We start from the raw sequence: 12230 nt of genomic DNA, 5'->3' as shown, positions 1-12230 counted from the left end.
TCCCTGGTGCGACGGCTGTCGGCTTTGCGAACCCGCTTGGTCGGGCACGCACGTGGCCAGGGTATCCGCCCCACGGCTCGGCCCGCCGGTCCGTTCCGTATCCTGAGCGCTCGACCGCAAGGGGGGAGCAAGCGCGTGGCCGGATTCCGGACCTGCGCGCAGCGGGCGGGCCGGGCCCTGACGGCCCCGTTCCGCGCGCTGCGCGACCGCTGGCGGGCATGGTCCCGGTGGCGCCGTGCCCTGCTGGTGCTGGTGCTCGTGGCGGCCGTGCCGGTCGCCGCGCTGGGCTCGGCGTTCGCCGTGTTCCGGCTGCACTACACCGGCGAGCCCGCCGCCGACGCCCGCACCCGGGGCCGGGACGCGCTCTGGCTCGGCCACGCCTGGGTCGACGGCCGCAAGACCGAGGCCGACGTGGCCGAGCTGGGCCGGCAGCTGGCCGGAACCGGCATCCGGGACCTCTATGTGCACACCGGCCCGCTGGAGCACGACGGCTCGCTGCCGCCCGCCGTCCACCCCCGGGGCCGTTGGTTCACCGACACCGTGCACCGGGAGCTGCCCGGCGTACGACTGCAGAGCTGGCTGGGCGACGAGGTCAAGCCGGAGAAGGACGCCCTGGACCTGGAGGACGGCCCCACTCGGGACCGGATCACCGCCTCCGCCCGCCAGGTGCTGGACCTCGGCTTCGACGGCGTGCACTTCGACATGGAGCCGATCCGCCCCGGCTCGGCCGGCTGGCTCGCGCTGCTCGACCGGGTCCGCCCCGTCACCACGGAGCGCGGCGCGAAGCTGTCGGTGGCCGCCCCGCAGATCGACCCCGTCCCCGGCCTGCACACGGCCGGCATCCTGCTCACCGGCCACGGAAAGTGGTGGGACGCGGCGTACTTCACCGAGACCGCCCGCCGGGTCGACCAGATCGCGGTGATGAGCTACGACACCTCGATGCCCACCGAGCCGCTGTACGGCGGCTACGTCGCCCGGCAGACCGAACTGGCCCTGCGGGCGACCCCCGCCGACGTGGACCTGCTGATGGGGCTCCCCTTCTTCTGGGACGACAAGTGGGGCCACTGGGGAGACGCCGAGACCGTCCGGGCCGCCGTCCGGGGCGTGCGGCTGGGCCTGGGCCGGGAGGACCGGCGGCGGGCCGGCTTCGGGGTCGCGCTGTACGTGGACTTCGCCTCGCGGCCCGAGCACTGGGCGGCGTACCGCGACGGGTGGGCGGACGCGGGGTAGCGGCCGCCCCGGCCCGCCGCGGCTCCTCGTGCCGCGGCCCGTCACGCCCCGCCGAGGCCTGTCCCGTCACGCCGCGTCGCAGGTCGAACACTCCTCGCCCCCGGTGAACGCCTGACGGACCGTCAGCCCGGGGCCGCCGATATCCGGTGGCTCGCGACCGCCCGCTCCCGCAGACTGTCCCGGTGCCCGGCCGCCATGCGCATCAAAGCCCGTAGGCTGGGCAGGTAGGGACCATGGAGCGAGGCGTTCCATGGGAGACGAGAGGTTCGACAGTCGGCAGCCGGCCCGTCGGCGCCCCGGCAGGCCAGCCGGGGCGGCGCAGGTCCGACCGCCGACCGGAGGGAGACGCTGGGTGATCGAGCTGGAAGATGTTCCCGAGTTGATCGACCCGGTGATGGTCTGCGCCTTCGAGGGCTGGAACGACGCCGGCGACGCCGCCTCCGCGGCACTGGCGCATCTGGACGAGACCTGGAACGGCAAGGTGTTCGCCGCCCTGGACGCGGAGGACTACTACGACTTCCAGGTCAACCGGCCCACGGTCTGGCTGGACGGCGGCATCCGCCGGATCACCTGGCCGACCACCCGGCTCTCGGTGATCCGGGTGACCGAACCGACGACCAGGGACATCGTTCTCATCCGCGGCATCGAGCCGAGCATGCGCTGGCGCTCGTTCTGCAACGAGCTGCTGGGCTTCGCGCACGAGCTGGGCGTCGAGCTGGTGGTGATCCTGGGCGCGCTGCTCGGGGACACCCCGCACAGCCGCCCGGTGCCGGTCAGCGGGGTCACCTCCGACCCGGAGCTGGCCCGCCGGCTGGACCTGGAGGAGAGCCGCTACGAGGGCCCCACCGGCATCGTCGGGGTGCTCCAGGAGGCCTGCACCCACGCCGGGGTGCCGGCCGTGACGCTCTGGGCCGCGGTCCCGCACTACGTCTCGCAGCCGCCGAACCCCAAGGCCACGCTGGCCCTGCTCAACAAGCTGGAGGACCTGCTGGACCTGCGCATCCCGCCGGGCGAGCTCGCCGAGGACGCCCGGGCCTGGCAGCTCGGCGTGGACCAGCTGGCCGCCGAGGACAGCGAGGTGGCCGAGTACGTCCAGCAGCTGGAGGAGGCGCAGGACACCGCGGAGCTGCCGGAGGCCTCCGGCGACGCCATCGCCCGCGAGTTCGAGCGCTACCTGCGCCGCCGGGAGAACGTCGGGCCGACGGGCGAGAAGCCGGTGGCCGGGCACGCCACCGCCGAGCGGCCGGCCGACCCGGAGGCGCCGGGCGGCCCCGCCCGGGAGAGCCAGGACGGCGCCGAGGACGAGTAGGGCCCGCCCGGGCCCGTCTGTGCCCGCCCGGCCCGTCTGTGCCGAAGGGGCGTCAGGACCAGGTGTCCTGACGCCCCTTCGGCGTTCCGTGCGGGTGCGGGTTACAGCGCGACGCCGAGCAGGGCGTCCACGGTGCGGGTCACCAGGCCGGGCGCGCCGGTGTCGGTGCCGCCCTCGGTGTCCTGGAGGGCCGCCCAGCGGTCGACCGCGGCCAGCGCGGCGGGCGCGTCCAGATCGTTCGCGAGCGCCTCGCGGACCTCGGCGAGCAGCTGCCCGGCCGACGGGCCGTCCGGGCGGGAGACCGCGGCGCGCCAGCGGGCGAGGCGCTCGACGGCGTCGTCCAGGGTGCTCTTGGTCCACTCCCAGTCCGCCCGGTAGTGGTGCGAGAGCAGCGCCAGGCGGATCGCCGCCGGGTCGACGCCCTCGCGGCGCAGCGCCGAGACGAACACCAGGTTGCCGCGGGACTTGGACATCTTGTGGCCGTCCAGGGCCACCATGCCGGCGTGCACGTACGCCTTGGCGTACGGGTGGGTGCCGGTGGCGACCTGGGCGTGCGCGGCGCCCATCTCGTGGTGCGGGAAGGAGAGGTCGCTGCCGCCGCCCTGGATGTCGAAGGACATGCCGAGGTACTGGAGGGCGATGGCGACGCACTCGATGTGCCAGCCGGGGCGGCCGTGGCCGAGCTCGGTGTCCCAGGCGGGCTCGCCCGGGCGGGCGGCCAGCCAGAGCAGGGCGTCCAGCGGGTTGCGCTTGCCGGGGCGGTCCGGGTCGCCGCCGCGCTCGGCGAAGACCGGGCGCATCGCCTCGCGGGTGAGGCCGGAGACCTCGCCGAAGCGCGGGTCGGCGTCGACCGAGAAGTAGATGTCGCCGTCCACCTCGTAGGCGGCACCGGAGGCCAGCAGCTTCTGGACGATCGGGACGATCCACGGGATCGACTCGACGGCGCCGATGTAGTGGGCCGGCGGGAGCATGCGCAGCGCGGTCATGTCCTCGCGGAACAGGGCCGTCTCGCGCTCGGCCAGAGCGGTCCAGTCCTGGCCGGTCTCGACCGCGCGGGCGAGCAGCGGGTCGTCGACGTCGGTGACGTTCTGGATGTACAGGACGTCGTGACCGGCGTCCCGCCAGACGCGCTGCACCAGGTCGAACGCGTTGTAGGTGGCGGCGTGGCCCATGTGGGTCGCGTCGTAGGGAGTGATGCCGCAGACGTAGATCCGGGCGGTGCCGTCCAGCGGCACGACCTCGCGGACCGTGCCCGCTGCGGTGTCGTGGATACGGAGGGGGAGCCCCTGACCAGGCAGGGCGGGAACCTCGGAGGCGGGCCAGGCATGCATGGAAACAACTTTAACCTTGCGAACATTTGAAAGCCTAACCAGTACGAAAGATCGACTGGATTCGCTTCCTGCCATTGCCTGGCGGATTCCCGACTGGTACTGCACGGAACTGGCGTGTCGCGGAACCGGCCGTGTCCGGAATCCGCCCCCGGCTCCGGACGCGGTTGAGCGCCCGGTCGGCCCTGCCGCCGACCGGGCGCCCGGCGCCCCGGGGGACGCGGTCGGAGCCGCTACGACCGCTGCCAGAGGGCCGGCACGTTCGGCGGCTCCCAGCCCGCCATGGCGGTGTGCGCCTGGAGGCAGGTGTAGGAGACGCCGGAGTAGGTGACGCGGTCGCCCGCCTTGTACGCCGTGCCCGCGGCCCAGGTGCCGCCCGGCGGCGGCGTGCTGGGGCCGCCGGTCGGGGTGACCGTGGGCGACGGGCTCGGCGTGCCGGGCGTCTGCGCGACGTTCAGCACGAAGTCGAAGCTGGCCTCGCGGGTCGACCCGTTCTGCCGGACGTTCATCAGCAGCCGGGGGTCGTAGATGCTGTCCGTGTTGTTGCGCGGCTCGTTCGGGAAGTACAGCTGGGTGGTGATGATCGGGCGGCCGGGCGCCTGGAGCTTGACGTGCAGGTGCCGGGTGCGGCCCGGGTAGAGGCCGGGCACGATGGTGTCCAGCTTGTACGCGCCGTTGGCGTCGGTGAACTGGTGGCCGCGGAAGGTGTAGGTGACGTTGTCGTAGTTGCCGCCGTCGTCGGCCTGCCAGAAGTCCAGCAGCACTCCGGAGATGGGCCGGCAGGCGCGGCCGAAGACGTAGCCGCTGACGACCAGGTGGGTGCCGGGGCCGTCGTTGACCATCGAGCTGCGCAGCGGGGAGTTGGGTTTGAAGTACGGCCCTTCGATCTGCTCGATGGTGGGGGCGTCCCCATCGTGGCACTCGGGGGTGGGAGCGAGCGGCTCGCCGCTGCTGATCTGGTCCCGGGCCAGGGCGACGCCGCCGCCGACGAGCAGCGGGGCAGCCCCGAGCGCGGCGGCGGCCTTCAGTACGGTCTTGCGGCTGATCATGCCGTCGGGCGGTGTGGGCATGCGCCGTCTCCTTCTCATGAGGCGGGGTGGGGGCGGCCCTTGCCATGGTGGGGGCATGACAAGGGCCGGACCGGCAGCCCGTTCGCGCGCGCCGGACCGGCCACCGGTGGCCAGCAGCAAAGTTACGGGCCGTCGGGTGCGACCGCGATGGACATGATCCGGGGATCGTGGTGATTTCCGTCGACCCTGGACCGGAACTCCCCCGGGGTCATCCCGGTCTCCCGGCGGAAGAACCGACAGAAGTACGCCGGGTCGACGAAGCCCGCCTCCTTGGCGACCTGACGGATCGTCAAATCCGTGCAGGCGAGCAGCCGTTTGGCCTCCAGGGTCTGCTGGCGGCGGATCAGCCCGCCGGGGGTGCGGCCGGTGGCCTGCTTCACCAGGGTCTGCAGGTGCCCCGGGGAGACGCCGAGCTCCTGCGCGGTGGAGGCCACCGAGTGCCGCACCCCGCCGGGCCGGGCGATCAACCGGGTGAAGGCGGCGGCCACTTCGGCCGGCCGGCTGGGCACCGCCGGGCGGTCGACCGGGGCACAGGCGCGCAGCGCCCGGACGATCAGGATGTGCAGGCTGGCGCGCAGCACACCCTGGTAGCCGGGCGCCCTGGTCCGGTACTCGTGCTCCATGTCGCCGAGCAGCGCGGCGACCGCGTCGGCCTGCTCGCCGAGCGCGAGGGCCGGGCGGGTGGCCAGGGCCCGCAGGGCGGCGAGGTCCTGGGGGTGGCCGAGCAGGAAGTCCTCGTTGAACAGGACGACCCGGCCGGTCAGTTCCTCGGTGTCCGCCCAGTAGTGCACCTGGCCGGGGGTGATCACGCACAACTGCGGTGGCGCCAGCGGCCGGTGGACGAGGTCCAGGACGTGGGCGCCGTGGCCGCCGGTGACGTGGACGATCTCGTAGAACGAGTGCCGGTGGGGGAAGCCGGCCCGCGAGAGCGGGCCGATCGCGTCGAAGCTGCCGATGGCGAAGGGGAGCAGGTGGGGCAGCGGGACCTGTAACCGGTGCAACGGCAGGTCCGGCGTGGTTCGGGGGGTGGGGGTGGTCCGTCGCACATCCATCGGAGCAGTGTGCGACCTGTTCCGGGGAAAGGTCCAGACCATCTGCCCGCCGTTTTCGAAGACTGGCCCGGCCCACCGGCCGCGCGGGCCGCCGGGGCCCGCCCCTGGACTTTTCGCGGGCCCGGGGAACGGGCCCGCGAGGTGTTCTACACCGGCGGCCAGGGGATCGCGGGCCAGTCCTCGGGCGGCAGCGGGTGCCGGCCGGAGTCGCGCAGCCCGGCCACCCGGGCCCGGGTGGCGTCCAGTTCGGCCGCCGTCAGGTGCGGGGCGAGCCGCTCGGCGAGCTCTCCGTCCAACTGCTCGGCCAGCCGGGCCAGCACCTCCAGCGCCTCCTCCGGCAGCGGGTCGCCGGCCCAGCCCCAGAGCAGGGTGCGCAGCTTGTCCTCGGTGTTGAAGGTGACGCCGTGGTCGATGCCGTACACCCGGCCGTCGGCCGCCGGGATCAGGTGGCCGCCCTTGCGGTCGGCGTTGTTGAGCACCGCGTCCAGGACAGCGAGCCGGCGCAGCCGCCGGTCGTCGTGGTGCACCAGCAGGGCGGTCCGCCCGCCCTCGACCTCGGCCCGGACGATCGGCAGCCAGCCCGCCTCCGGGCCGCGCGGGTCCTGGAGCGCCAGCAGCGGCTCGGCCCCCGGGTCCGGCTCGACCCACAGCTGCACCATGCCCGGCCCGTGCGGGCCCTCGCGCAGCACGGTGGGCGGGACCAGCGCCCAGCCGGTCGCGGCGGACAGCTCGTACGCGGCGACCTCCCGGCCCGCCAGGGTGCCGTCCGGGAAGTCCCACAGCGGGCGCTCGCCGGCCACCGGCTTGTAGACGGCCTGGGCGCTCAACGAGCCGTGCGCCACCGTGCAGTACAGCGCGGCGTTGGAGGCCTCGGTGAGCCGGCCGTGCACGGTCAGCTCGCCCTGGCGCAGCAGCGCGAGGGCCGTGGGCACGTCGGCGGCCAGCGCGGCGGCGGCCGACGGGTCGGCCTGCGGCGGGGTGTCGGTGTTCAGCGCCGGTAGCCGTTCGCGCGCGGGCACAGGTGGCCCTCCGGGTCGAGCGGCAGGTTGCAGAACGGGCAGGGCTTGCGGCCGGCCGCGACCAGGTCCAGCGCGCGCTTGGCGAAGACCCGGGCCATCGCGCCCGACAGCCGCACCCGCAGCATGTCCGGGCCGTTCTCGTCGTCGGTGAAGACCGCCTCGGCGGCCTCCTCCTCCTCGTCCTCGACCAGCGCCTGCGCCTCGACCACCAGGCAGGCCTCCACGCTGTCCCAGGCCAGGGCCATGGTGCCGACCCGGAACTCCTGCTCCAGCGGGAGGTCCAGCGGGGCGGTATCGAGCAGGTCCTTCGGGGCGGCGGCCGGGATGGCGGCGTCCCCGCCGCTGCGCCGCAGCGCCTCGTCCAAGACCTCCTCGATCCGCTCGGCGAGCGCCGCGACCTGGGTCTTCTCCAGCAGCACGCTGGTGATCCGGCCCCGGGCGCTGGCCTGAAGGTAGAACGCCCGGGCACCGGGCTGGCCGAGGGTGCCGGCCACGAACCGTTCGGGCTGGTCGTAGAAGAAGACCTGACGGGGCACGCTCTCGCTCCGGATCGTGTCGGTCGGCACGGTTCCGCCGGGGACGGATCGCGGCCGGATGGACTCATCAGTCACCCTACGACCTTCGGGCTCCGGCCGGGGAGCCGAGCCGACGGCGGCGGGGCGGTTGGCACCCGGGGAAGCGGACGGTGCCGCCCCGAACGGCGCCTCCCCGGGCGGCCCGTCGGCGGCGAGGCTCAGACGGTGCCGCCGACCACGGCGTCGCCGGACGGGGTGGCCGCGGCCGGGCCGGGCCGGGGGGCGAGCGAGGCGAGATCGCCGGTGTCACCCATCCTCAGCACGAAGGGCCGCTGCGGGGTGTAGCGGATCGCGGTGACCGAACACGGCTCGACGCTGATCCGCTGGAAGTGGTCCAGGTGCAGCCCGAGCGCGTCGGCGACCACGGCCTTGATCACGTCCCCGTGCGAGCAGGCGATCCACACCGCGTCCTCGCCGTGCTCGACGGCGATCCTCCGGTTCCACTCGCGCACCGCGTCCACCGTGCGGTGGCTCAGCTCGCGCAGCGACTCCCCGCCGGGGAAGGCGGCCCCGGCGGCGTGGTCCTGCACGGTGCGCCAGAGCGGCTCCTCGGCCAGCTCGGCCAGCGGGCGGCCGGTCCACTCGCCGTAGTGGCACTCCCCCAGCCGCTCGTCCTCGGCCGGCGCACCCAGCTCGGGCCGGACCGCCAGCAGCGGCTCCAGCGTCTGCCGGCAGCGCTCCAGCGGACTACTGACCGCCCGCACCAGCGGCACGCCGGCCAGCCGGCCGGCCAGCGCCGCGGCCTGGGCGCGCCCGGTGTCGTCGAGGTCCACTCCGGGCGTCCAACCGGCCAGGATTCCGGCGGTGTTCGCGGTGGAGCGGCCGTGGCGGACGAGCAGCAGGGTGGGCATGGGGTCAGCCTACGGCCTCCGGGCCCGGCCGTGGACCCGGGTTCTCCGCCCGCCCGCCCCGGGCCGGTGGCGGCCGGTGGGCCCGGGTCTCCCCCGGGTCCGTGCCGTACGGGCCGAATCGGGTGACAATGGCCCGCATGATCGTCCACTGCGCCGCCTATCACGACGGCCGCCGGATCGAGGCCCCCGAGGACCTGGCCGGCGCGCTCGCCGCCGCCCGCGCGGCCGGTCCGGACGGCTTCGTCTGGATAGGCCTGTTCGAGCCCACCGCCGAGGAACTCGACCACGTCGGCGAGGAGTTCGCGCTCCACCCGCTGGCCGTCGAGGACGCCGTCAGCGCCCACCAGCGCCCCAAGGTGGAGGCCTACCAGGGCTCGCTGTTCGTCGCCCTGAAGACCCTCGGGTACCACCCCGGCGGCCACGTCGTCACCGTCGGCGAGGTGATGGTCTTCCTCGGCCCGGACTTCGTGATGACGGTCCGGCACGGCGCGGACAGCCCGCTCAGCGGCCTGCGGGCCGCCCTGGAGGCGGACCCCGAGCAGCTGCGCTTCGGACCCAGTTCGGTGCTGCACTCGGTCTGCGACACCGTCGTGGACGGCTACATGGACGTGGCCACCGGGCTCCAGACCGACCTGGACGAGCTGGAGGCCGACATCTTCTCCCCCAGCCGGGTCGGCCGGGACACCGCCGGACGGATCTACGGCTACAAGCGCCAGGTGATGTCCGTCCGCAGGGCCACCGGCCCGCTGCTGGAGCCGATGACGGCCCTGCAGCGCGGCGCCCGCTTCGTCCGCCCCGAGACCGCGCCCTACCTGCGGGACGTCGCCGACCACGTGGCCCGGGTGAACGACCAGGTGGACGGCATGGACCGGCTGCTGTCCGACATCCTGAGCGCCAACCTGGCGCAGGTCAGCGTCCAGCAGAACAACGACATGCGGAAGATCTCGGCCTGGGCGGCGCTGGCCGCCGTGCCGACGATGATCGCGGGCGTCTACGGGATGAACTTCGAGCACATGCCCGAGCTGCACCAGATCTGGGGGTACCCGGCGGTGCTGGTGCTGATGACCGTGGTGTGCCTGGTGCTGCACCGGGTCTTCAAGCGGCACGACTGGCTGTAGTTCCGCTCTCCCGCCGGCCTCCCGGCGCGTCCGGCGCGTCCTCGCCCGGCGCGCCGGCCCGCCCGGTCAGGCCAGACCGGCGCGCTCCAGCGCCTCGACGCCGGTGCGCAGCGCCAGGATCCGCTCGTCCAGGGTGAACCCGGACGGGGCCAGGGTCAGGGTGCTGACACCGGCCTCGGCGTAGGCCTGCATCCGGTCGGCGATCCGGGCGGTGTCGCCGATCAGCGAGGTGGCGTCGATCAGGTCGTGCGGGACGGCCGCCGCGGCGCCCGCGTAGTCCTTGGCGAGGTACTTCTCCTGGATCTCGTCGGCGGCCTGCTCGTAGCCCATCCGCCGGGTGAGCTGGTTGTAGAAGTTCTTCTCCTTGCTGCCCATGCCGCCGATGTAGAGCGCGGCGTAGGAGCGCAGGCCGTCGACGGCGGCCTTGACGTCCTCGCCGACCGCGATGTTCACCGTCGGGCAGAGGTCGAAGCCCTCCAGGGTCTTCCCCGCCTTGGCGCGGCCGGCCGTCAGCGCGTCCAGGGAGAGCGCGGAGTGCTCGGGCGAGAAGAAGATGCCCAGCCAGCCGTCGGCGATCTCGCCGGTCAGCTCCAGGTTCTTCGGGCCGATCGCGGCGATGTACAGCGGGATGCGCTCGCGCACCGGGTGCACGGTCAGCTTGATCGGCTTGCCCGGGCCGCCGGGCAGCGGCAGCGTCCAGTGCGCGCCCTCGTGCACCAGGCGCTCGCGGGACATCGCCTTGCGGATGATCTCCACGTACTCGCGGGTGCGGGCGAGCGGCTTGTCGAACTTCACGCCGTACCAGCCCTCGGAGACCTGCGGGCCGGAGACGCCGAGGCCGAGCCGGAAGCGGCCGCCGGACAGGGTGTCCAGGGTCGCCGCGGTCATCGCGGTCATCGCCGGGGTGCGGGCCGGGATCTGGAAGATGGCCGAACCGACGTCGATCCGCTCGGTCCTCGCGGCGACGAAGCTGAGCACCGTCGCGGCGTCCGAGCCGTACGCCTCGGCCGCCCAGCAGACCGAGTAGCCGAGCCGGTCCGCCTCCTGGGCCACGGCGATGTTGTCGGCGTCCATGCCGAGCCCCCAGTAGCCGAGGTTGATACCGAGTCGCATCTGCCGCACCTTCCAGTGGGTCGGGGTTGTGGCGAGGGTAACCATGCCCGGACCGAACGCGCTACTGACGGGTAGGGGTGGGTTGGGTCACACCGGAGCCGATGATCGTTCTGCGGGTCGGCACCTCTGTCCGCGCACCGGCCGCTACGCTCGGCCGAGGTGGGGAGAGCTCGCCCCACCTGCGCGTTCACAGGGCCGCCGGGGCTCCCGGGGCCACCGGCCAGTGGAGGGCCCGTCCGATGGAAAAGCGTCACCTCGGCCGTACCGGCCTGCAGGTCTCCCGGGTCGGCCTCGGCACCATGACCTGGGGCCGCGACACCGACGAGCAGGAGGCCGCCGAACAGCTCAAGGAGTTCGTCGACGCCGGCGGCAACCTGGTCGACACCGCCGACGTGTACGCGGACGGCGGCGCCGAGTACCTGATCTCCCGGATCACCGACAGCCTGATCCCCCGCTCCGAACTCGTCATCGCCACCAAGGCCGGCAGCGTCCCGGAGTCCGCCCGCCGCTTCGACGGCTCGCGCGGCCACCTGCTCGCCGCCCTGGACGCCTCGCTGCGCCGGCTCGGCACCGACCACGTCGACCTGTGGCAGGTGCACTCCTTCGATCCGGCGACCCCGGTCGAGGAGACGCTCAGCGCCCTCGACATCGCCGTCACCTCCGGGCGCGCCCGCTACGTCGGGGTCTGCGACTTCAGCGGCTGGCAGCTCGCCAAGGCCGCCGGCCGGCAGCACGCCCACCACGGCCGGGTGCCGCTGGCCGGGGCGCAGCTGGAGTACTCGCTGCTCCAGCGCGGCATCGAGCGGGAGGCGCTGCCCGCCGCGCTGGACGCCGGGGTCGGCGTGCTGGCCGGCTCGCCGCTCGGGCGCGGAGTGCTCACCGGCAAGTACCGGCACGGCATCCCGCAGGACTCGCGCGGCGCCTCGCCCTACCTGTCCGGGTTCGTCCAGCCGTACCTCGGGGAGCGCTCGCGACGCATCGTGGACGCCCTCGCGACCGCCGCCGACGGGCTCGCCAGCACCCCGCTGGCCGTCGCGCTGGCCTGGGTCCGGGACCGGCCCGGGGTGGCGAGCGCCCTGGTCGGGGCCCGGACGGTGGCCCAGCTGCAGGCGGCGCTGTCGGTGGAGGCGCTTACGCTTCCGGATGAGATCCGTGGTGCGCTGGACGACATCTCGTCGCCGGTGCACCGCTACCCGGACCAGGGGTGGACGGAGCTGTGACCCCCGGGCCCGGTTGTCGAGCAGAACCTGCAGTGGAGTGACCTTGGAGCGGACGACGATGACGGACACGGGGAACGGCGCTCCGGAGGTGACCGCCGGGGCCCGGCTGACCGCGGAGGAGAAGGCCGCCAAGTTCGCGGAGCTGGCCCAGCGGATCCGCGGCATGCAGCCGGAGGACGCCGCGGAGAGCGCCGCACGGGCGGGCGCCGCCCGCGCGGAGGCCTCGATGGTGGAACGCCCGGCGGAAGCCCCGGCCGGGGAGGAGCCGGCCGGGGAGACCCCGGCGGCGGCTCCGACGTCCGTGGCCCCGGAGCCCGGGGAGCCCGAGCCGGCCGCCCCGGCCCC

11 protein-coding genes and 1 pseudogene are annotated in these 12230 nt (G+C 74.1%); 5 read left to right on the top strand and 7 right to left on the bottom strand.

Annotated features, from left to right (window positions below; genetic code table 11):
* Nucleotides 1-135 precede the first annotated feature (135 nt).
* Together AB0E96_RS07570 and AB0E96_RS07565 are read left to right on the top strand one after the other, a co-directional pair.
* Nucleotides 136-1230, top strand: a complete 1095-nt coding sequence (locus tag AB0E96_RS07570; RefSeq protein WP_359819814.1) for a hypothetical protein — start codon at nt 136-138, stop codon at nt 1228-1230.
* A gap of 352 nt (nt 1231-1582) precedes the next feature.
* Nucleotides 1583-2539, top strand: a complete 957-nt coding sequence (locus AB0E96_RS07565; RefSeq protein ID WP_359819812.1) for a PAC2 family protein — start codon at nt 1583-1585, stop codon at nt 2537-2539.
* A 101-nt stretch (nt 2540-2640) separates the two neighbouring features.
* Here the strand turns inward: AB0E96_RS07565 and mshC are convergent, their stop codons facing one another.
* The 6 genes from mshC to AB0E96_RS07535 all read right to left on the bottom strand — a co-directional run bounded on the left by mshC (nt 2641) and on the right by AB0E96_RS07535 (nt 8434).
* Nucleotides 2641-3870: a cysteine--1-D-myo-inosityl 2-amino-2-deoxy-alpha-D-glucopyranoside ligase gene (mshC, locus tag AB0E96_RS07560; protein ID WP_359819809.1), complete on the bottom strand. Its 1230-nt coding sequence runs from the start codon at nt 3868-3870 to the stop codon at nt 2641-2643.
* Between the two features lie 230 nt (nt 3871-4100).
* Entirely contained in the window at nt 4101-4937 is an 837-nt protein-coding gene (locus tag AB0E96_RS07555; protein WP_359819806.1) for a carbohydrate-binding protein, read from the bottom strand.
* 122 nt (nt 4938-5059) lie between these two features.
* A complete protein-coding gene (locus AB0E96_RS07550) occupies nt 5060-5989 on the bottom strand; it encodes an AraC family transcriptional regulator (RefSeq protein ID WP_359819803.1) in 930 nt (309 codons plus the stop codon).
* 146 nt (nt 5990-6135) lie between these two features.
* Entirely contained in the window at nt 6136-6933 is a 798-nt protein-coding gene (locus AB0E96_RS07545; RefSeq protein ID WP_359819868.1) for an SCO1664 family protein, read from the bottom strand.
* Nucleotides 6934-6977: 44 nt separating this feature from the next.
* On the bottom strand, nt 6978-7544 hold the full coding sequence (locus AB0E96_RS07540; protein ID WP_359819800.1) for a DUF3090 domain-containing protein: 567 nt from the start codon (nt 7542-7544) through the stop codon (nt 6978-6980).
* A gap of 197 nt (nt 7545-7741) precedes the next feature.
* Nucleotides 7742-8434: an MSMEG_4193 family putative phosphomutase gene (locus tag AB0E96_RS07535; protein WP_359819797.1), complete on the bottom strand. Its 693-nt coding sequence runs from the start codon at nt 8432-8434 to the stop codon at nt 7742-7744.
* A gap of 137 nt (nt 8435-8571) precedes the next feature.
* Here AB0E96_RS07535 and AB0E96_RS07530 point away from each other — a divergent pair, with 137 nt between their 5' ends.
* Nucleotides 8572-9552, top strand: coding sequence for a magnesium and cobalt transport protein CorA (locus AB0E96_RS07530; protein ID WP_359819794.1), 981 nt, complete (start codon nt 8572-8574; stop codon nt 9550-9552).
* A gap of 66 nt (nt 9553-9618) precedes the next feature.
* Here AB0E96_RS07530 and AB0E96_RS07525 read toward each other — a convergent pair whose 3' ends face one another.
* A complete protein-coding gene (locus tag AB0E96_RS07525; protein ID WP_359819792.1) occupies nt 9619-10665 on the bottom strand; it encodes an LLM class F420-dependent oxidoreductase in 1047 nt (348 codons plus the stop codon).
* Between the two features lie 239 nt (nt 10666-10904).
* On the opposite strand from AB0E96_RS07525, the gene AB0E96_RS07520 reads away from it, so the two are divergent.
* Together AB0E96_RS07520 and AB0E96_RS07515 are read left to right on the top strand one after the other, a co-directional pair.
* Complete coding sequence (locus tag AB0E96_RS07520) at nt 10905-11885, top strand: aldo/keto reductase (protein WP_359819789.1); 981 nt, start codon at nt 10905-10907, stop codon at nt 11883-11885.
* 58 nt (nt 11886-11943) lie between these two features.
* Nucleotides 11944-12230: pseudogene (locus AB0E96_RS07515) on the top strand (2-oxoglutarate dehydrogenase, E2 component, dihydrolipoamide succinyltransferase); the annotation flags it as partial.

Source organism: Kitasatospora sp. NPDC036755 (assembly GCF_040636595.1).
Taxonomy (GTDB): domain Bacteria; phylum Actinomycetota; class Actinomycetes; order Streptomycetales; family Streptomycetaceae; genus Kitasatospora.
The sequence above is the reverse complement of the archived record's forward strand: the minus strand, read 5'-3'. Positions and strand labels throughout refer to the sequence as shown.

What these genes read in the sequence shown, in the direction of transcription:
- mshC (WP_359819809.1), bottom strand. Translation starts at nt 3,870, where the DNA reads ATGCATGCCTGGCCCGCCTCCGAGGTTCCCGCCCTGCCTGGTCAGGGG.
- AB0E96_RS07555 (WP_359819806.1), bottom strand. Translation starts at nt 4,937, where the DNA reads ATGCCCACACCGCCCGACGGCATGATCAGCCGCAAGACCGTACTGAAG.
- AB0E96_RS07550 (WP_359819803.1), bottom strand. Translation starts at nt 5,989, where the DNA reads ATGGATGTGCGACGGACCACCCCCACCCCCCGAACCACGCCGGACCTG.
- AB0E96_RS07535 (WP_359819797.1), bottom strand. Translation starts at nt 8,434, where the DNA reads ATGCCCACCCTGCTGCTCGTCCGCCACGGCCGCTCCACCGCGAACACC.
- AB0E96_RS07530 (WP_359819794.1), top strand. Translation starts at nt 8,572, where the DNA reads ATGATCGTCCACTGCGCCGCCTATCACGACGGCCGCCGGATCGAGGCC.
- AB0E96_RS07525 (WP_359819792.1), bottom strand. Translation starts at nt 10,665, where the DNA reads ATGCGACTCGGTATCAACCTCGGCTACTGGGGGCTCGGCATGGACGCC.
- AB0E96_RS07520 (WP_359819789.1), top strand. Translation starts at nt 10,905, where the DNA reads ATGGAAAAGCGTCACCTCGGCCGTACCGGCCTGCAGGTCTCCCGGGTC.